This is a genomic window from Flavobacterium hibernum, from assembly GCF_000832125.1.
Classification (GTDB): domain Bacteria; phylum Bacteroidota; class Bacteroidia; order Flavobacteriales; family Flavobacteriaceae; genus Flavobacterium; species Flavobacterium hibernum.
Genome location: NZ_JPRK01000005.1, coordinates 245,378 through 264,439, shown reverse-complemented (window position 1 = coordinate 264,439; position 19,062 = coordinate 245,378). Strand labels below are relative to the sequence as shown.

General features: G+C 31.6%; 17 protein-coding genes. 7 read left to right on the top strand and 10 right to left on the bottom strand.

All coding sequences use genetic code 11. The features are described from left to right. Positions 1-28 precede the first annotated feature (28 nt). Complete coding sequence (locus tag IW18_RS05450; protein WP_174232052.1) at positions 29-868, top strand: AraC family transcriptional regulator; 840 nt, start codon at positions 29-31, stop codon at positions 866-868. A 78-nt stretch (positions 869-946) separates the two neighbouring features. On the opposite strand, the gene rpe is transcribed toward IW18_RS05450, so the two are convergent. The 10 genes from rpe to IW18_RS05400 all read right to left on the bottom strand — a co-directional run bounded on the left by rpe (position 947) and on the right by IW18_RS05400 (position 14,000). Next, the gene (gene rpe, locus IW18_RS05445; RefSeq protein ID WP_041516565.1) at positions 947-1,609 is read right to left on the bottom strand and encodes a ribulose-phosphate 3-epimerase; all 663 of its coding nucleotides are present in this window, start codon (positions 1,607-1,609) and stop codon (positions 947-949) included. 385 nt (positions 1,610-1,994) lie between these two features. Further along, positions 1,995-2,858: a sigma-70 family RNA polymerase sigma factor gene (locus IW18_RS05440; protein ID WP_007804760.1), complete on the bottom strand. Its 864-nt coding sequence runs from the start codon at positions 2,856-2,858 to the stop codon at positions 1,995-1,997. A 95-nt stretch (positions 2,859-2,953) separates the two neighbouring features. Next, the gene (locus IW18_RS05435) at positions 2,954-4,696 is read right to left on the bottom strand and encodes a hypothetical protein (protein ID WP_041516564.1); all 1,743 of its coding nucleotides are present in this window, start codon (positions 4,694-4,696) and stop codon (positions 2,954-2,956) included. Then, positions 4,684-5,883 (bottom strand): DUF4249 domain-containing protein, encoded by a 1,200-nt coding sequence (locus IW18_RS05430; protein WP_041516562.1) that lies wholly within the window; start codon positions 5,881-5,883, stop codon positions 4,684-4,686. The genes IW18_RS05435 and IW18_RS05430 overlap by 13 nt, the downstream gene beginning before the upstream one ends. A 4-nt stretch (positions 5,884-5,887) precedes the next feature. Next, positions 5,888-8,671 carry a TonB-dependent receptor gene (locus IW18_RS05425; RefSeq protein WP_041516561.1) on the bottom strand — a complete coding sequence of 928 codons (2,784 nt, stop codon included), beginning with the start codon at positions 8,669-8,671 and terminating at the stop codon, positions 5,888-5,890. A gap of 4 nt (positions 8,672-8,675) precedes the next feature. Continuing rightward, positions 8,676-9,422, bottom strand: coding sequence for a hypothetical protein (locus tag IW18_RS05420; RefSeq protein ID WP_041516559.1), 747 nt, complete (start codon positions 9,420-9,422; stop codon positions 8,676-8,678). A 413-nt stretch (positions 9,423-9,835) separates the two neighbouring features. Beyond that, complete coding sequence (locus IW18_RS05415) at positions 9,836-11,971, bottom strand: polyribonucleotide nucleotidyltransferase (protein WP_041516558.1); 2,136 nt, start codon at positions 11,969-11,971, stop codon at positions 9,836-9,838. Between the two features lie 165 nt (positions 11,972-12,136). Continuing rightward, positions 12,137-12,403, bottom strand: a complete 267-nt coding sequence (rpsO, locus tag IW18_RS05410) for a 30S ribosomal protein S15 (RefSeq protein WP_041516556.1) — start codon at positions 12,401-12,403, stop codon at positions 12,137-12,139. 162 nt (positions 12,404-12,565) lie between these two features. Next, positions 12,566-13,504 (bottom strand): energy transducer TonB, encoded by a 939-nt coding sequence (locus tag IW18_RS05405; RefSeq protein WP_041516555.1) that lies wholly within the window; start codon positions 13,502-13,504, stop codon positions 12,566-12,568. Positions 13,505-13,544: 40 nt separating this feature from the next. Next, positions 13,545-14,000, bottom strand: coding sequence for a GAF domain-containing protein (locus tag IW18_RS05400; RefSeq protein ID WP_041516554.1), 456 nt, complete (start codon positions 13,998-14,000; stop codon positions 13,545-13,547). A 72-nt stretch (positions 14,001-14,072) separates the two neighbouring features. Here IW18_RS05400 and xrtF point away from each other — a divergent pair, with 72 nt between their 5' ends. The 6 genes from xrtF (at position 14,073) to IW18_RS05370 (ending at position 18,789) form a co-directional block, all read left to right on the top strand. Then, positions 14,073-14,609, top strand: coding sequence for an exosortase family protein XrtF (gene xrtF, locus IW18_RS05395; RefSeq protein ID WP_041516553.1), 537 nt, complete (start codon positions 14,073-14,075; stop codon positions 14,607-14,609). Continuing rightward, positions 14,599-15,045, top strand: coding sequence for an exosortase F system-associated membrane protein (locus tag IW18_RS05390; protein WP_041516552.1), 447 nt, complete (start codon positions 14,599-14,601; stop codon positions 15,043-15,045). Before xrtF ends, IW18_RS05390 begins: the two co-directional genes overlap by 11 nt. Before the next feature lie 44 nt (positions 15,046-15,089). Next, positions 15,090-15,488, top strand: a complete 399-nt coding sequence (locus tag IW18_RS05385; protein WP_041516550.1) for an HYC_CC_PP family protein — start codon at positions 15,090-15,092, stop codon at positions 15,486-15,488. Positions 15,489-15,599: 111 nt separating this feature from the next. Then, positions 15,600-17,606, top strand: coding sequence for a TonB-dependent receptor plug domain-containing protein (locus IW18_RS05380; RefSeq protein WP_041516549.1), 2,007 nt, complete (start codon positions 15,600-15,602; stop codon positions 17,604-17,606). 30 nt (positions 17,607-17,636) lie between these two features. After that, on the top strand, positions 17,637-17,978 hold the full coding sequence (locus IW18_RS05375; RefSeq protein WP_041516548.1) for a heavy-metal-associated domain-containing protein: 342 nt from the start codon (positions 17,637-17,639) through the stop codon (positions 17,976-17,978). Between the two features lie 130 nt (positions 17,979-18,108). Then, the gene (locus IW18_RS05370) at positions 18,109-18,789 is read left to right on the top strand and encodes a DedA family protein (protein ID WP_041516547.1); all 681 of its coding nucleotides are present in this window, start codon (positions 18,109-18,111) and stop codon (positions 18,787-18,789) included. Positions 18,790-19,062 lie beyond the last annotated feature (273 nt).

Sequence of the window (19,062 nt, the reverse complement as noted above, 5' to 3'; positions counted from 1 at the left end):
TTTAATGATAAAAAAGTACTTTTGTGGTATGAGAAAAGAAAACATGCATCAATCGGTAGAAGTGCTTTACAAAAAAGTAGATGAGTGCCCAATTGTAAATTCACAATTCAGTTTTTTTCAGATGGTTTATGTGATTTCAGGAAATGGATTGCTTCATATTAATGGAAATGCCATATCCTATCAGGCAGGCAATCTAATGCTACTGACACCAAATGATTATCATAACTTCGACATTATAAATACTACAGAGTTTTTATTGGTGAAAATTAATAGCGAATATGTAAAAGAATATAAATCAAAAAGTATCGATCATATAGGGTGTTTATTGCACTATGCAACACATTTATCGGGTTGTATTTTAAAACGAAAAGCGGATGAGTTTCTTGTAAAATCAATATCAGATTCCTTGATTCATGCGATAGAGAATAAGGATATTTACGATGAGGATTTAATTACACATTATGTAAACGCCCTTATTGTAATTGCTGCCAGAAACATAGCGAAAATAAAACCAACCGGGGTAAAAGAAAGTGCTGATAAAAGAATTCTGGAAATCATTAATTATATTCAGGCTCATATTTTTTGTCCTCAAAAATTAAAAGCTTCGGCAGTAGCAAAGGAATTTGATATCTCTGATACGTATTTGGGAAGTTATTTTAAAAATCATTCAGGAGAAACGATTCAGTCTTTTATTTCAAATTATAAAATACGATTGATAGAACATCGGTTACGTTTTAGTGATATGAGAATTAATGAAATTGTTGAAGAATTTGGTTTTTCAGACGAAAGTCATCTCAATAAATTCTTTAAAAAACATAAAGATATCAGTCTTACAGGCTATCGAAAATCTAACGTTTCGCAGAATTGATTTTAATTTTTTACAGATTTAATTGTACAAAAAAGCCGAAGAGAAATCTTCGGCTTGCTTTTTATTTCGTTTAAAAACTTAGAAAGTAGTCAAAGTTTTTAATTCCGCAATTGTCTGAGTTGGGTTTTCTGCTTTAAAAACAAAACTTCCTGCAACTAGAACGTCAGCTCCAGCTTCTACTAATTGTTTGGCATTTTTACTTGTTACACCACCATCAATCTCAATTAAAGTTGAAGCGTTTTTGCGTGTAATTAAAGCTTTTAGTTTTTTTACTTTATCGTAAGTGTTTTCAATGAATGATTGTCCTCCAAAACCTGGATTCACACTCATAATGCATACTAAATCAATGTCGTTGATTACATCTTCTAGTAAATCAATATTAGTATGAGGATTAATGGCAACTCCAGCTTTCATTCCTTCCGCTTTTATGGCTTGCAGTGTTCTGTGTAAGTGTGTACACGCTTCGTAGTGTACGCTTAATATGTTTGCACCTAAATCTGCAAAAGTTTTGATATAACGATCAGGATCAATAATCATTAAGTGTACGTCGATTGTTTTTTTTGCATGTCTTGAAATTGCTTCTAAAACCGGCATTCCAAAAGAAATATTAGGTACAAAAACTCCGTCCATAATATCGATATGAAACCAATCAGCCTGACTATTATTAATCATTTCGATATCACGTTGTAAATTGGCAAAATCAGCTGCAAGAACAGAAGGAGCAATAAGTGTATTTTTCATTGTGTAGTTGTGTGTGTTGTTTTTTTTACAAAGATAATGTAATGAAGTTTAACCGCAAAGTCCGCGAAGATTTCGCAAAGTTCACAAAGTTCTATGCTGAAGGTTTGATGAATTTATAAGTTCGCAAAGTTTGATCAACACAAAGCTTTGCTAACTTTGTATTTTTACAAGATCCAAAAAAGATAAAAAACCTTTGCGGACTTTGCGGTTAAATTTCAAGGCAAATCATAAAATAAAAAACTCCGGTAATCAGCCGGAGTTTCAATCATCAATCAAAAAACGAACAGTCAATCAAACTGTTGTTTGCTGTTTAGTCGAAAGTCAAATGTCGTAAAGTCAAAAGAGACTTTTGGACTTTATAACTTTCGGACTTTAAGACTAAATATTAGCCTAAATAAGTTTTAAGAATTTTACTTCTAGAAGTATGTTTTAATCTACGGATTGCTTTTTCTTTAATCTGACGAACACGCTCACGAGTTAAGTCGAAAGTTTCTCCAATTTCTTCAAGAGTCATTGGGTGTTGATCGCCAAGACCAAAATACAAACGAACAACATCTGCCTCTCTAGGAGTTAATGTTTCTAATGAACGCTCGATTTCAGTACGTAATGATTCATGAATTAATTCTCTGTCAGGATTTGGAGATTCTCCAGAACGTAAAACGTCATAAAGGTTAGAATCTTCTCCTTCAACAAGAGGCGCATCCATAGATAAATGACGACCAGAGTTTTTCATAGACTCTTTTACATCATTTACAGTCATGTCAAGTTCTTTTGCAATTTCTTCAGCAGAAGGTGGACGCTCGTTAGATTGCTCTAATAAAGCATACATTTTGTTGATTTTATTGATAGAACCAATTTTGTTTAATGGTAAACGAACAATACGAGATTGTTCTGCCAAAGCCTGTAGAATCGATTGACGAATCCACCATACGGCGTAAGAGATGAATTTGAAACCACGAGTTTCATCAAAACGTTGAGCCGCTTTAATTAAACCTAAGTTTCCTTCATTAATTAAGTCAGGAAGAGTTAATCCTTGATTTTGATATTGTTTAGCAACCGATACAACGAAACGTAGGTTGGCTTTTGTTAATTTTTCTAATGCTCTTTGATCACCGGCTTTAATTCTTTGTGCTAATTCTACCTCTTCATCAGCGGTAATTAGGTCAACTTTTCCAATTTCTTGTAGGTATTTGTCTAACGATGCAGTTTCACGATTGGTTACCTGCTTGGTGATTTTAAGTTGTCTCATGTTTTTTGTCTCCTCAATTTTTAAGTGTACAAATGATTATACGTATGAAGTTACGAAAAGGTTACAAAATAAATAATAATATTTTTTTTAAATTGTTACTCTACTTTAAATGTGTCTTTTAAAGATACAGGAACACCTTTTTCTGTAAAACCTTCCATGCTTATTTCATAAGTTCCCGGAACATCTGAGGTGAAAAAAGTGATAGCAGTATCTGTATTATTTACTGCCACATCAGAATTCCATAATAGTTGATTTCTAAAATCAGGAATTCTTTCATATTTTTTCATGTCACTATAATCTGCTGCATAGTATGATTTTTTGAGAGAAGGTCTAAGAACAGACGCTTTTAGTACATAATTTTCTTTTTGTTGACTAACAAAATTTCCATCTAAAGTTATGAGACTTATAATTCCGTTAAAAATTTTTGGTCCTACATAATATGAGCCTGTAATGGTACTAATGCTATAAATGTTTTTCATGTTATAGTTAAAAAGTTCATTTACATTTTGCAGCATAAGACCATCAACCATTACTAATGGTGGCTCTGGTGACTGAGAGTGCGCGGTATAATCAGTTACATGCAAAGAGTACTCGTTTGCACTTTGTCTGTACATTATTTCGGTTGCAATTTCTGTAATTGTTTCTTTTAAAGATGGGAATCTTGTAAAATCATTTAAGACATATTCTTTTGCAGTAGGGTAATAAAACGGATCAATTTTGACAGGTCTAATAATACTATCTGTTTTGTCTAAATAGTACGCATTTTCAATTTGACTTGCAATTGATCTTTCCAATAGTGTTTCTTTTAACTCGATTGGTAATGTAAAGTTTGATTGAAATGATAATTTAGAATATTCAGGTTCGCTCATTTTGTCAAGCTCTATTGTGAAGTTTTCTTTCTGATCGCCAACGACTTGTATAAAAGCTTCAGCATTATAATAAGCTTTGTCTAAATTAAAAATAAAACGACCGGCATCATTGGTTTTTACTACTTTGAATGCAAACGATTTTCCAGGTAGAGATAATGCTACGATTACATTTTGAATACTGCTTGTTGTGTTTTTTGAAATTACTTTACCAGAAATCATTTCTCCGCGAAGTTCCGGAAGTACAATTTTTTCGCTGTTTTGTAAATTGTTCTGAATTTCGGTTGGAATTTTAGAGTATTCATTTGCCGTCAACTGGTTTGTTGTTGGTAAATTATCTGTTTTTCGAACGGATAAAGAGTAGTTTCCTTTTTCAAGAGTTGAAGCTGAAGACTCAATCTCTAAAGTAACTTTTTCACGGTTATTGAAAGATTTCTTGTTGAGTTTTATTTTAAAATTATTATCCAATAATGGTTGTTGAGCTAAAGTTGATGTAGCTGGTGTTGAACTGTTTTGAGTTGATTTTTCTGATGCTACTTTGTTTTCGGTAGAATTAGATTCACTCGTTTGATAAGGATTAATGATTTTAACATCAATTTGAAACATCTTAGAAACCGATGAATTTAGCATCCAGTTGGTATAACCAATAAGTTTATAACTACCTGTTTTTAGCGTTGTAGGGATAAAATAATCTCCTTCTCCAGTACTATTTTGTAAATAAAGCTTGTTCTTAAAAATGCTTATTCCGCTTGGATCTATAAGTTCAACATAGGCTAATTTACTAACAGAACTTGGTGTTTTGTCTGTATTCTTTAGGCAATATATTTTATACAAAAGTTTCTCTCCTGAAACAAATGTTGTAGCATTTGCATGGATAAATACGCTTTCATCTATAGAAATATTTTGTTGAGCTGTGATCTGATTAGTATTGATGACGAAGATCAATAGTAAAATATATTTTAATTTGTCCAAAATGAAGGTATTATGTTAGATGAAAATGTTGTGCAATCTCCGCAAACTGGTTCTACCATAAAGTAGGTTGATCCTGAACCAGAGTAGTATAGTGCTGATTTGTCTTTTATGGCTGCAATCAATGCAGGACCTTCACATGCTGGAACGGCTTGATTATTAAAGCAGAATCGATATGAGATGTTGTCGCATGGATTAAAATACGCAGGAGTATTTGTTGGAGGGAAAAGATCAGTGTAATTAAAGAAGATTCTTTGAGAAGATACAGATGCAACATCAAAATATCCCATAACTCTTTCATCTGCATTGCTGGTACATCTAATATTACCTGAAAATACACCAGGTTGTTTTGGAGACAAGACGCTGTTTGAGCTGGATATTTCTTTCATGGTTTTATGAAAGGTATAGGCTTCAAGGTTTTCTACATATTGTGTTACTAAGATGCTATATCTGTGTGCGATAATGTAATCACTTTCTTTAATGAATCGAACTGTAAAATTTACACGATCTTCTGCTAGATTATTTGTACTGGTTAAAATTATATCGGTAGATTTTTTTGTCGTGTAACAGATTCTTTTGGCAGGATCATTATCGGCAATTTCTACAGATTGAGGTCCAGTTACGATTAATTTGTCAGCGTTCCATTTAGGAGCTATTATTTTATAAGTTTCTTCATACTCGTAACGATAGTAATTAGCAGTTCTGTTTGGATCATAGCTGTTTACTTTAATTTGTACACCAGTTCCATCTTTACTAGTCGATGCTACACTTGGAACAATGCTTGTAATAGGCGATACCGTTGTTAAGCTTTCGTTAGATGATTTGTAAACTTTACCGTCTTTAGTAGTTATTTCTAAGTTATACTCTCTACCAGAAAGAACTTCAAACTCTAATTCAGAAACATAAACCCCTGATTTTTCAACAAAGACATATTCATTGTTAAGGTTGTCTTTCACAATTACCTTTGCACCAGTTTCTATAGTAACATCTTTATCTTCAAATTTTGACGTTTTAGTAATCTTTATTTCTTGTTTTTTAAGTTGGTTCGTCAAAGTAGCTTCGATTACTATTGCTTCTTCGTAGGTATCTGTTTGTAAGTTGAAGCTTTCTGAACAACTACTAATAAAAATGCTTAGTAGAAGTAAAAGAATGATTTTGTTTGATTTAATATTTACAGTTTTAAAATGCATTTATTTAAAATTTAAAATTATAAGTTATACTTGGAACCGGAATAGAGAAAATAGATGTTTTATATGCTTTTACTTGTCCTTTTTCAGAAACAAAATAAATAGAATAAGGATTGCTTCTTCCTAATACATTATAAACAGATATATTCCAGAAACTATGTGCTAGTTTTTTTATCTTATGATTCCCTTCAATGTTAATTCCAATATCTAGACGAATATAATCAGGAATTCTATATTTGTTTCTGTCGCTATAGAGCGTATATTCAGCATTTCCATATTGAAAAGTACCAATTGGGTATGTAATTGGTCTTCCTGTTTGGTATAAGAAATTGGTAGATAAACTATAACGTTTCGTGAACTTATAATTTAAAACAGCACTCAAGTCATGAGGTTTGTCAAAATTTGCTGCGAAGTATTTTCCATTGTTTATTCTTTCAGAATCAAATTTACTATCGAGTTTTATAAATGTTCTAGAGTAAGTATATCCAATCCATCCATTTAATCTTCCAATTTGTCTTTTAATTAAAAACTCAATACCGTAAGCTTTTCCTTCACCTTGTAAAAGTTCAGTTTCTACATTTTCATTCAGAGTTAATTGCGCACCAACCTTATAGTCTAATATATTTTGTGATCTTTTGTAATACCCTTCTAAACTAAGTTCAAGTTCATCGTCAAACAAGTTTTTGTATAATCCTAATGAATATTGTTGTCCGGTTTGAGGTTTTACATTTGTGTTAGATAATGTCCAAGTATCCGTTGGAGACTGCGTTACATTATTTGAAAGTAAGTGAATATATTGTCTTGTTTGATCAAAACTTGCTTTTATCGAAAAATCTTCTGCAAAGAAATAACGAGCAGCAATACGAGGTTCAAAACCACCATAAGTTTTTATTACCTCATTGTTTCCATAATACTTCGTTTCGACTACAGTTGCATCATCGAGTGGCTGTCCAGCTTGATAAATACGTTCGTTAGCTTCTCCTAAAGCGGCATAAAAAGAATAACGTAATCCTATGTCGATTAATAATTTGCTGTTTAGCTTGAAATTATCTGATATAAAAATAGCAGATTCTAAACCTTTCTCTTTCTCAATATCGATTGGGAGCATTGGAGATCCAGCCATTTTAGGATGCTGATAGCCTGGAGCTACATTGTATAATTTACTTGAAATACCGTAGTTAATAGAGTGTTTTTCACTATATAAGTAATTCAGTTTTAGCATAAGTTGTGTTTCGTCGATTTTGTATCCAAAATCAAAAGCTTCAGTATTATTCGAGTTATAATCGATATTGAACTTGTACTCGCTATTTGTTAAAAATAAAGATCCTTTGTTTTTTTCGTTGAATCTATGATCCCATTTTGCAGAAAAAAGACGGTTGCTGTACTTGTATAATGAGTCAGAACTTATTCTAAAACGGTCATGACTGTAATATAAAGTTGCTTCTACCGAATTGTTTTTGTTTATATTATTGTTGTATTTAAGAATTCCGTCGTAGAATCCAGCTTCACTATTTTTTAAATCTTCATTATCTAAAGATTTTAGAATCCAATCAGAATATGTTGCTCTTATTCCGGCGATAATACTCGATTTGTTTTTTTCGATAGGTAAGCTTACAGTAATGTTCGAAGTTATAGGTCCTATTGCACCTTCACCTGAAATTTTTTCTGCGTTTCCATTTTTTGTAGTAATATCAAATACCGAAGATAAACGCCCACCAAAATCAGCAGGAATACTCCCTTTATAAATATCGGCTTTTTTTGCAGTGTAAGGGTTTATAGCAGAGAAAAAGCCCAAGAAATGTTGTGGATTATAAAGTGTAGCATTGTCTAGAAGAACTAAGTTTTGATCTTCTTTTCCGCCTCGAACATTAAATCCTGCAGAACCTTCTCCGGTAGTTTTTATTCCAGGAAAAGTAGTTGCTATTTTAAGAATGTCGCGTTCTCCTAGTATCAAAGGTACGTTTTTAGATGCTTCAATATCAATAGATACAAGTCCGGAAATAACACTTTCTACCGTTTTTGGTCTTTTGTTTTTTACTATTACTTCATCAAGTAAATTGGAGTCTTCATGAATCTCAACATCAAATGTACCATCATTATAAACCATTAATGTTTGTACAACTTTTTTAAAGTTAAGAGACTTTATTTCTAATATGTTAATTCCAGGAGGAACTTGTATGCTGTAGTGTCCATCAATATCAGTAGCTGTGCTTATGCTTTTATTTCTAACCTTAACATAGATATTAGCTTCAGGTTTATTTGTAGCAGCGTTTCTTACATATCCTGATAAATAAGCTGTTTTTTTCTCTGTAATATCGGATTCTTTACCAATAAATGCTACGTTGACATTCTTTCTTGAGCCATTATTACGTATAGAATCGTATTGTTGATAAAACACTGGGTTTTGAGCTATTCTGTTAGTTTGATTCGCTAAAGTGTTAGCGTCAGATTTAGGAAAATAGTTCGCAGGCAGCTTATCATGAATACTACTATTGCTTGTTAGAATGATCTTCTTTTTAAGAACAAGAAAGTTTAGATTCGTATTGCTGAATACTTTGTTTAATACTTCGTTAATTGAAGCATCTTTGTAGCTTCCTGTGTATAAGTTTTTATTCGATTTAATCCATTCTGAGTCAAAATAAAATCGATAAGATGATGATGCTTCGATAGATTGAATAACAGTCATCAAATCGGCATTTTTGAATTCAAATGATAATTTATCATTTGTCTCTTGTGCAAATAGAAATTGATTAGAAATTATGGCAAATACAATAAGTAGAAATTTTCTCATAAGTTTATTTTTCTGTAATTAATAGAGAAGTGTTAATGTGTTTAAGTAAATTGATCATGAATTGATCATTGTCTGATTTTCGAATTTCTCTATTCATTGCATAAAAATCATTAATCTGTTTCTTTTGATTTGGAAATATTTTTATAAGATCACTTTTGCTATTGCTACTGTAAAAAGTGTTTTTATAAAAGATGAAATAACTGTTGTTTTCCGTGAAATAGGAGTAAGACTTGAGATCTTGTGTTTTACTTTCGATCTTCTTGGAATGTTTAATGTAAAAATTAAAACCTTCTCGAAGAGCATTTACCTCGTAGTAACCCGTAGTTAGCTGTGGTAATGGAGATAGGTTTTTGTCTAGTTTTACGAAATTTTTGCCGTTTACATAAAACCCAGATGTTTTATTCATACTAAGAAGCAATGAAGAATATTTAGATTCTCCAATTGGATTAATTATCAATTCGTCTTTGTAGAGGTTGTACTTGATGTTTATGTCGTAGTAAGTTTGACCATCGTAAGTAACATTTCCCTTCATAAAATTATTTGCGATATAGTACATACTATTATCGCCAAGCGTTATGTAGCTGTCTTTGTAGATTGGGCCATTGCTAATGTTAAGATTTTCTTTTCCAACAATATTGTCAAACCAATTGTGAAATGATTCATCTTTATTGTATTGGCTGTATAAATTAGAAAAGTTTAATAAAAATCCAAATATGAGGATACAGATGTGGTGTTTTTTGTGATTTTTCAAAAGGATTGTGGTTTTATGTTTTTTGGATTGGTGGATTTCAAAAGTATTAAAAAAATGTTTGAAAAATCACGCAAAAGTGTTAAAATGTAATAAAAATGCTATTTTTTTATGATTAGGTTGTTTGGTTTTGCCAGTAAAATTAAGGGTTCGTGAGGTATAACTCTTTGTTAATAAAATTTTAATTTTTAATTTTTAAATAATGAATTGCCTTGTTATTGGGGCTTTTTCAAGGTTTTTTTTAGGTAGTGAAGCTTGTTTTTTTGATCTTAAATGGTTTTGAAATAAAGTCATTTCACGATTTTACTTTGAAAATGAAGAGAGTTTTTATGAAATAAATTAAAAACGAAAAACCCCAATTCAAATAAATGAATTGGGGTTTTCTATGAATAAACCTTTAGTAAACTAAGATCTGATTACTCTTTTTTCTCCTCACGTGGAGGTCTTTGTAAAAGTGCTTTTCTTGACACTTTTTCTTTTTTAGTTTTAGGATCAACACCTAGGTATTTTACTTCAAATACATCACCCATGTTTACAACATCAGTAACATTTTCGGTACGTTCCCAAGCTAATTCAGAAACGTGTAATAAAACTTCATTTCCTGGCGCAGCAGTATATTCAACTACAGCTCCAAAATCTAACATTTTAATTACTTTTACCTCGTAAGCTTCTCCCATTTGTGGTTTGAAAGTGATTGACTTAATTTTAGCCAATACTGCTTCAATTCCAGCAGGATCTGTACCTAAGATTTCGATAACACCTTGCTCATCAACTTCGTTGATTACAATAGTTGTTCCAGTAGCTTTTTGTAATTCTTGAATTACTTTTCCTCCAGGTCCAATTAATGCTCCAATAAAGTTTCCAGGAATAGTTCTGGTAATGATTTTTGGAGAGTGAGCTTTTACATCAGCTCTAGGAGCAGCAATAGTCTCAGTTAATTTTCCTAAAATATGTAAACGTCCTTCACGTGCTTGCCCTAAAGCTTGCTCCATAATGTCGTAACGTAAACCGTCAATCTTAATGTCCATTTGACAAGCTGTAATACCGTCAGCAGTTCCAGTTACTTTAAAGTCCATATCTCCTAAATGATCTTCGTCACCTAAAATATCAGACAATACAGCAAATTTTTCACCGTCAGTAATTAATCCCATAGCAATTCCAGAAACTGGTTTTACCATTTGAATCCCAGCATCCATCAAAGCCATTGTTCCAGCACAAACTGTTGCCATAGAAGAAGAACCGTTAGATTCTAAAACTTCAGAAACAATACGAATTGTGTAAGGACAATCAGCAGGAATCATGTTTTTTAAAGCTCTTTGAGCTAAGTTACCGTGACCAACTTCTCTTCTTGAAGTTCCTCTTAGAGGTTTTGCTTCACCAGTAGAGAAAGGAGGGAAGTTATAATGTAAGTAGAATTTTTCTTCACCTTGTTCTGATGGAGAGTCAATTTGGTTTGCTTCTCTAGATGTTCCTAAAGTTACAGTTGCCAAAGCTTGAGTTTCTCCACGTGTAAATAAAGATGAACCGTGAACTCTTGGTAAATAATCGATTTCACACCAAATTGGTCTAATGTCTGTAGTTTTTCTGCCATCTAAACGAACACCTAATTCTAAGACTACGTTACGAACAGCTTCTTTGTTTGTTTTGTAAAAGTATTTAGAAACCAAATCACCGTCAGCGGCTAATTCTTCTTCAGTAAATAGGGCTTTTACTTCTTCTTTTACTTCAGCAAATGCAGCAGATCTTTCGTGTTTAGCCGAACCAACTTTTGCAATGTTGTATATTTTATCGTATGCAGCAGCTTTTACTTTTTTGTAAATTTCTTCGTTTTCTTTCTCACCTTCGTAAGTACGAATTTCTTTTTTACCAAAAGCAGCTTGTAAACGTAATTGTGCCTGAATTTGAACTTTGATAGCTTCGTGAGCAAATTTAATTGCTTCAACCATCTCAGCTTCTGAAATTTCTTTCATTTCTCCTTCAACCATTGCTACAGAATCCATAGAAGCTCCGATCATCATGTCGATGTCAGATTTTGCAAGGTCTTCTCTGCTTGGGTTAATTACAAAATTTCCGTCGATACGTGCAACACGTACTTCAGAAATTAAATTGTAAAAAGGAATATCTGAAACAGCTAATGCAGCAGATGCAGCTAAACCAGCTAAAGCATCAGGCATAACTTCTTCGTCATGAGACATTAATTGAATCATAACTTGAGTTTCAGCGTGGTAATCGTCTGGGAAAAGCGGACGTAAAACACGGTCTACTAATCTCATTGTTAATACTTCGCTATCGCTTGGACGAGCTTCTCTCTTGAAGAAACCTCCTGGGAAGCGACCAGCTGCAGCAAATTTTTCGCGATAATCTACCGTTAATGGTAAAAAATCAACATTTGGGTTAGCGCTACGTGCAGATACTGCTGTCGCAAGTATCATCGTGTCGCCCATTCTTACTACTACAGAACCATCAGCTTGTTTTGCTAAACGTCCTGTCTCGATTGTGATGCTTCTGCCATCACCTAAATCGATCTTTTCTACAAATAATTGTGGAATCATAATTTTTCCTTATTGGTTATACAATGGGTTTTAGTTGTGTTGTAGTTGTTGTGTGTGTAGTTGTTGTTAATCTAAAACCCAATGAAAAACCAAACTTTTTTTCTTATAAAATGCTTGTAATGTAAAAACAAAAAGAGGCACTCTCGCACCTCTTTTCTATATTGATTATTTTCTGATATTCAATACTTTGATAATCTCACGATATCTGTTGATCTCTTTCTTTTTCAAGTAATCAAGCAACGATCTTCTTTTACCTACTAATAGTACTAATGAACGCTCAGTATTATAATCATGACGATTTTTTTTCAAGTGCTCAGTTAAGTGACTAATTCTGTAAGTAAACAATGCGATTTGAGCTTCAGCTTTTCCAGTGTTTGTTGCTTCACCGTGTTGTGCGAAAATCTCTTCTTTTTTCTCTTTAGTTAAATACATTCCAATATTATTTAATGATTTTTATGTAGTCGTACATCTTTTGTAAGACGGTGCAAAATTAGCTTAAAAAAACAAAAGAATCAAACAAAAATAAAAGAATCTTAAAATAGTATATTAATTTTTGTTTTTTGAGTAATTTACCGCCTTATTTGTTTTGCAAATTTATATTGTTAGTGGTATAGAATACTTTACGCGCACAGGTACGCCTCTTTGTTGTGCGGGAATCCAATTTTCATAACTTGTAATAATCCTAATAGCTTCTTCATCTAGACCGTATCCTAGTGATTTTAGTATTTTAGGCTCTGTTATTTTACCGTCTTTTTCAATTATGAATTGAATGATTAATTTTCCTGAAACTTTGTTTTTGATTGCTTCTTTTGTTATAACAAAATTGGTTCCGATAAATTGGTAAAAATCGTTTATTCCTTTTTTGGGCATCGGTCTTGATTCCAAAACGGTATATTCTTTTATTATATCTTCAGAGTTTTTACTTTTTCCCGAGATGAATTTTCCTTCGTTATAAAGGTCTATGTATTGATATTTTAGATCTTTATCGAAGCCTTTCCATTCTCCATCTTTGAATCCATTCTTTATATTTCCCTGAGCGATAAAATTTTCTCCTTCATCTTCATACCAACCATAGCCTTTTGCGACAGTGTGTTCGTTTTTAGAATTCCAAAAATCATAAATTTTAATATCTGAATCAATTGCTGATTCAGAATCAATGTTTTCTCCTTTTAATTTTGGGCTGCCGTTTTCATACCACTCTGATAAATTTCCATTTAATCTTGACTTAATGTAATTTTCAGTTTTTTCCTTTTTACCATTTTCATAATAGTAAGTATATTCGCCTTCTCTAGATAATCCATCTTTTGTTTTAGAATTCCCTTCCATCTTTAAAACGCCAGATTTGTAATAATCATTAACTTGATATAAATCCTTTTCAGTGTAGAAATCTTTTATAATTCTGTAAGAACTGTGATTTTCTTTTGAAGCATCTTTTCCAATTGAATCAAAATAGATAATTTTGTCTGATGCGTTTTGTGAAAAAAGGAAGATGGGAACTAAAAATAGAAATGGGGTAAAAAAACGGATTTTCATGAACGAACTTATAAAATTAGAAAATATAGATGTATTTTTTTTAGTACAATTTAGAAACCTCTTGATTTACAAATTCTAAAAATCTTTCGTCAGCTTCTGTGAAAGGATCGATCACATGGCTGTCAATGTCAATCTGGCCAATATTTTGTCCATTTACAAATAACGGAACTACGATTTCGGATTTTACAGTAAAACTACATGCTATATAATTGTCTTGTGCAGCAACATCTGGCACTACAAAATTAGCATTACTTTCGGCAACCTGACCGCAAATGCCTTTTCCAAAAGGAATAACAGTATGATCAGTTTCGGCACCAACATAAGGGCCTAAGTGCAAAGTTTTGTTCTCGTGATTGGCAAAATAAAAACCAACCCAGTTGTAATACTCTATGCTTTCGTTTAATAATTGACAAATTGCTAATAATTTTTCGTCCCTAACTATTTTGTTGTCAGTAATAATAGCACTTATTTTTGGTTGTAATTCTTGAAATGTCATGATATGAAAATTTTATACAAAAGTATTTAAAGCCAAACTTAAAAAATACATAAATTTGAAAAAAAAATACCGTTGAAAAACTACTTAGTACAATTTAAGCCATTCTTGATTTTTATTAGCACTTTTTTTGCGGCTTATATTTTACTTACACTACTTTATAAGTTGTATCTCAATAGTTTTTCGACAAATGATGTTGACGCAATTACAATGATAGTTGGAAAGAATGTTGAACAATTAATGCATGTTTTTAATTACAATGTTAACATTCATAAAAGTATAGCGGACTCCTGGTTAGAAGTTTGGTATAACGATAGGTATCATGTTCGTATTGTTGAAGGATGTAATGCTGTTAGTGTAATTATTCTATTTGTTTCCTTTGTACTTGCTTTTTCTGGAGAATTTAAAACAACATTGTCTTTTATTCTACTGGGTATCCTGCTGATTTATATTTTTAACGTAGTTCGTATTTCTATATTAGTTGTTTTATTATTCCATTTTCCTGACTATAAACATTTTTTGCATGGAACTTTTTTTCCTTTAATTATTTACGGATTGGTTTTTCTTTTGTGGATTTTTTGGGTGAACAAATTTTCAAAATATGCTAAATAAAACCCTTAAGCATAAATATAAAGTTATAGTTACAATTGTAATTATATTGTGCTTTGCGATTATTCGAAATTTGGAAAGCGAGCTGTTTTACGATCCTTTTTTGAATTATTTTAAATTTGATTTCAAGAATTCACCATTTCCCGAAGTGAATAATTTTAAGCTTTTTTGTGGACTTTTATTTCGGTATTTAATAAATAGCGTTTTGTCATTAATACTAATTCATACTTTATTTCATGACAAGGATATCCTAAAGTTTAGTATGCTTTTATATGGATTTTTTATAATCGTTTTGTTTGTGATGTTTTTTATAATTCTCAAATATTTTCAGGAATGGAACTGGCTTTTGTTTTATGTTAGACGATTTATTATTCAGCCCATATTTGTAATATTATTTATTCCGGCATTTTACTATCAGCAACAAAATTTTAAAAAATAAGTTTTCGATATAGTTTTTTAAGTCTTTTTGAATAATTTTGCAGTATGAATTTAAAGAAGTGCACAGGACTGTTTTTAGCGTTCCTATTGTTGGTTTCCAACATTGGGTTTGCTTTTGATGTGCATTATTGCGGAGGAGAAATAGCTTCGGTTTCATTAAAAACACCAACTTCTGATGCTCCGGAGAAAAAATGTTGTGGAGCTTCTGAAAAAAAATCATCTTGTTGTAAAGACAAAGTGGTTCATTTTGAGAAAAAGTCCGACAATGCTACTTTTAAAGTATTCTTCTTTCAATTAGCTTTTCCTTTATTAGTTCAGGATTATCAGCCAATTGCTTTTTTGTCGATTACCAATTTCAAAAGCAATCAAATCATTTCGTATTATTCAGATGCGAATGCCCCGCCTTTATTTAAGCTATATCACCAATATATTTTTTACTCCTGATTTTAATGTTTAGAAACAAGCTATAATATAGTTTGTGTAATGCTTTTTGATAGTTTCTATTTTAGAAATTTAGAAAGGCTGTAAATCTATTCAACATTAAAATCATTTTTTATGCAAAAAAATATAATGCTTTTTGTTGTATTTTTACTTTCTGTCTCTGTCTTTTCACAAGAAGATTTACAGGAAGTTAAGATCACAAAAAAGCAAAAAGGAATTAAAAAATCCTATACACTTACAGGTAATACAACTATTATTACAAGCAAAGAACTGCTTAAGGCAGCTTGTTGTAATTTGGCAGAAAGTTTCGAGACCAATCCTTCAATCGACGTCAATTTTTCAGATGCTTTAACAGGAACCAAACAAATTAAAATGCTTGGGCTAACAAGTCCGTATTTATTAATTGCCGAAGAGAATATTCCCTCAGTTCGAGGCGCTTCTCAAGCTTATGGATTGTCTTTTACTCCTGGAACATGGATCGAAAGTGTTCAAATTACAAAAGGAGCGGGGAGTGTTATTAATGGTTATGAAAGTATTTCGGGCCAAATAAATACAGAGCTTTTAAAACCTTTAAGCGATATTCCGTTTTTCTTGAATGTATACGGTTCTACCGATGCCCGTTTTGAAGTGAATACTCATTTTAATAAAAAGCTTTCTGATAAATGGGCAACAAGTCTATTTGTACACGGAAATGCGCGTGTGGCGAAAAACGATATGAATGACGACGGTTTTCTAGATAATCCGTTAGGAAAACAAATCAATGTTTTGAATCGCTATCAATATTATAATCCCGAAAGTGGTTTGGTGAGCTTTATTAATTTCAGATATATGAATGATAAAAAACAAACCGGAGAGGTTGATTTTGATAAAGATACAGATCGCGGAACAAAAAATCATTGGGGATCAGAAATCAATACAGAACGTTTTGATGTTTCGACAAAGATTGGTTATGTGTTTAAAGATATGCCGTATCAGAGTATTGGGTTTCAGAATGCTTTTAACAGTCACAATCAGAACTCTTATTTTGGTTTAAATATTTATGACATTAAACAGAACAGTTTTTATTCCAATTTAATGTTTAATTCTATTATTAATAACACCAAACATAAATTTACTACAGGTCTAAATTTTACTTATGATCAATATCAGGAATTTGTCAATGTAAATGATTATAGCAGAATTGATAATTCGGTTGGAGCATTTTTTGAATATACTTTTGATAATACGGATAATTTTAGTTTAATCTTAGGCGGAAGAGTAGACAATCATAATCGATTAGGCTTTTTTGTAACGCCACGTCTCCATATGAGATATAATCCTTGGAAGAACGGAGTTGTTAGACTTTCTGCAGGAAGAGGAAAACGTTCGGCTAATATTTTTGCTGAGAATCAACAGCTTTTCGCGAGTTCAAGAATTTTTTCGATTTTAGATAATACAGGGAAAATTTACGGTCTAAATCCTGAAATTGCATGGAATTATGGAGTTAGTTTTTCTCAAAAATTTACTCTTTTTACCAAAAATGCAGAAATAGGATTTGATTTTTATCGTACTGATTTTAAAAGTCAAGCCGTTGTCGATTTAATGCAAAGTCCGCAAGAAGTATTATTCTACAATTTAAAAGGAAGTTCATTTGCAAATAGTTTTCAGGCAGAGTTTAATTATGAGTTAATTCATAATCTGAATTTAAGAACAGCCTATAAATATTATGATATCCAAACAGATTATTTAAGAGGAACATTTCAACGCCCTTTGCAGGCGAAACATCGTTTTTTAGGAAACTTGGAATACGAAACAAGTTTAAATAATGATAGACAATGGAAATTCGATTATACTTTTAATTGGTCAGGAAAGCAGCAATTGCCTTACACGGCGTCGAATCCCGTTGCAGATCAATTTCCGGATTTTTCACCTTCTTATGCTGTTATGAATATTCAGATAACAAGAGTTTTTTCTCCAGTTCTTGAAGTGTATGTTGGAGGGGAGAACATTGGGAATTACAAACAAGAAAAAGCAATTTTAGGAGCAACAGATCCATTTGGTCCTAATTTTGATGCTTCAGTTGCGTATGCACCAATTTTTGGGCAAATGTATTACGCAGGATTACGATTTAAAATAAAATAAACATTCAATAACAAATTTAATAACAGACAAATGAAAAATTTAATTTTAATAACAATGATTGCCTTTTTAGGATTTTCAGCGCAAGCTCAAACTAAAAAAAATAAAAATTTAAAATATTCGACAGAAGTAAACGGTAATTGCGAGCAATGTAAAAAACGTATTGAAAAAGCTGCTTATGGTGTTTCGGGCGTTAAAACAGCAAGCTGGGATATAAGCTCTCATCAATTGACTGTGATTTTAAACGAAGAAAAAGCTTCGACAACAGATTTGAACAAAGCAATTGCAAAAGTTGGACACGATACAAAAGAGGTAAAAGCTACACAAACAGATTATGATAATTTGCATTCTTGTTGCAAGTACGAAAGAGAATAAATAATTGTGGGAGCCTAGGTTTAAACTTGGGCTCTTAATAGTTAATTTATCTTTAAAATATAGCATTTAATTGTGGTTGAAGCAAATTATTGTTAATTTCACCAACTTATAAATATAACAAAACGCATTTATGAATAATTTCGATTGGACTCAATTAATTAACCCTGAATTTTATATTACACTAAGTATTGGTGGTTTTCAAATTGGTTTATTTATTGTTTTGTTTATTGTTTTTGCAGAAACAGGTCTTTTTGCAGGTTTTTTTCTGCCAGGAGATAGTTTGTTGTTTTTAGCAGGTATTTACAGTCGTGATCTAATGTTAAACGTAGTTGATATTCCTTCTGATTTCTTAAACGTATTTATACTTTCGACTCTTGTTGCGATAATGGGAGTTTTGGGTAATATGACAGGATATTGGTTTGGACACAAAAGCGGATATTACTTATTCAAGAAAGAAGATTCTTTCTGGTTTAAGAAAAAATACTTACTACAATCTAAAGATTTCTTTGAAAAATATGGTGGAAAAGCGATCATTTATGCGCGTTTCCTTCCAATTTTTAGAACCTTCGCTCCAATTATTGCGGGGATAGTTTCTATGGATAAAAAGAAATTTATGTTTTATAATATTTTAAGTTCATTTTTATGGTCTTTTATATTAATTTTCGCAGGACACTATTTGTATGGAGTGTTTTTAAAACAAGGAATAGATTTAAAACATCATATTGAGTATATCATTATTATAATTGTAATTATATCTACGTTTCCAGTTTTGGTAAAATTATTAAAAAAGAGACCAAGCGAGAAAATATAATCAGAATAGAAAAAATACAAAAAAGTCCGAAAGTAAAATTTCGGACTTTTTTTATGCTTGAAAATGATTTGAATATTACCAACATTTGGTTGGAGACATGCTTTTTATTATGATTAATCGCTAAAGGTTGAAAACCTTACAGCTATATTTTTTATTATGGAATAGTCTTTATCTGACTGTAGTTATTGTGTTTTTTAGGGTATGAAGGTTTTATCTCAAGAGAAAGCCCTTTGCTAAAAATGCCTAAGATTTCTGTTTTCAAAATCTCATTTT

Bases quoted from the DNA above. Each gene is read 5' to 3' on its own strand.
- IW18_RS05450 (WP_174232052.1), top strand. From the start codon at position 29: ATGAGAAAAGAAAACATGCATCAATCGGTAGAAGTGCTTTACAAAAAA.
- rpe (WP_041516565.1), bottom strand. From the start codon at position 1,609: ATGAAAAATACACTTATTGCTCCTTCTGTTCTTGCAGCTGATTTTGCC.
- IW18_RS05440 (WP_007804760.1), bottom strand. From the start codon at position 2,858: ATGAGACAACTTAAAATCACCAAGCAGGTAACCAATCGTGAAACTGCA.
- IW18_RS05430 (WP_041516562.1), bottom strand. From the start codon at position 5,883: ATGCATTTTAAAACTGTAAATATTAAATCAAACAAAATCATTCTTTTA.
- IW18_RS05425 (WP_041516561.1), bottom strand. From the start codon at position 8,671: ATGAGAAAATTTCTACTTATTGTATTTGCCATAATTTCTAATCAATTT.
- IW18_RS05415 (WP_041516558.1), bottom strand. From the start codon at position 11,971: ATGATTCCACAATTATTTGTAGAAAAGATCGATTTAGGTGATGGCAGA.
- rpsO (WP_041516556.1), bottom strand. From the start codon at position 12,403: ATGTATTTAACTAAAGAGAAAAAAGAAGAGATTTTCGCACAACACGGT.
- IW18_RS05405 (WP_041516555.1), bottom strand. From the start codon at position 13,504: ATGAAAATCCGTTTTTTTACCCCATTTCTATTTTTAGTTCCCATCTTC.
- IW18_RS05400 (WP_041516554.1), bottom strand. From the start codon at position 14,000: ATGACATTTCAAGAATTACAACCAAAAATAAGTGCTATTATTACTGAC.
- IW18_RS05390 (WP_041516552.1), top strand. From the start codon at position 14,599: ATGCTAAATAAAACCCTTAAGCATAAATATAAAGTTATAGTTACAATT.
- IW18_RS05385 (WP_041516550.1), top strand. From the start codon at position 15,090: ATGAATTTAAAGAAGTGCACAGGACTGTTTTTAGCGTTCCTATTGTTG.
- IW18_RS05380 (WP_041516549.1), top strand. From the start codon at position 15,600: ATGCAAAAAAATATAATGCTTTTTGTTGTATTTTTACTTTCTGTCTCT.
- IW18_RS05375 (WP_041516548.1), top strand. From the start codon at position 17,637: ATGAAAAATTTAATTTTAATAACAATGATTGCCTTTTTAGGATTTTCA.
- IW18_RS05370 (WP_041516547.1), top strand. From the start codon at position 18,109: ATGAATAATTTCGATTGGACTCAATTAATTAACCCTGAATTTTATATT.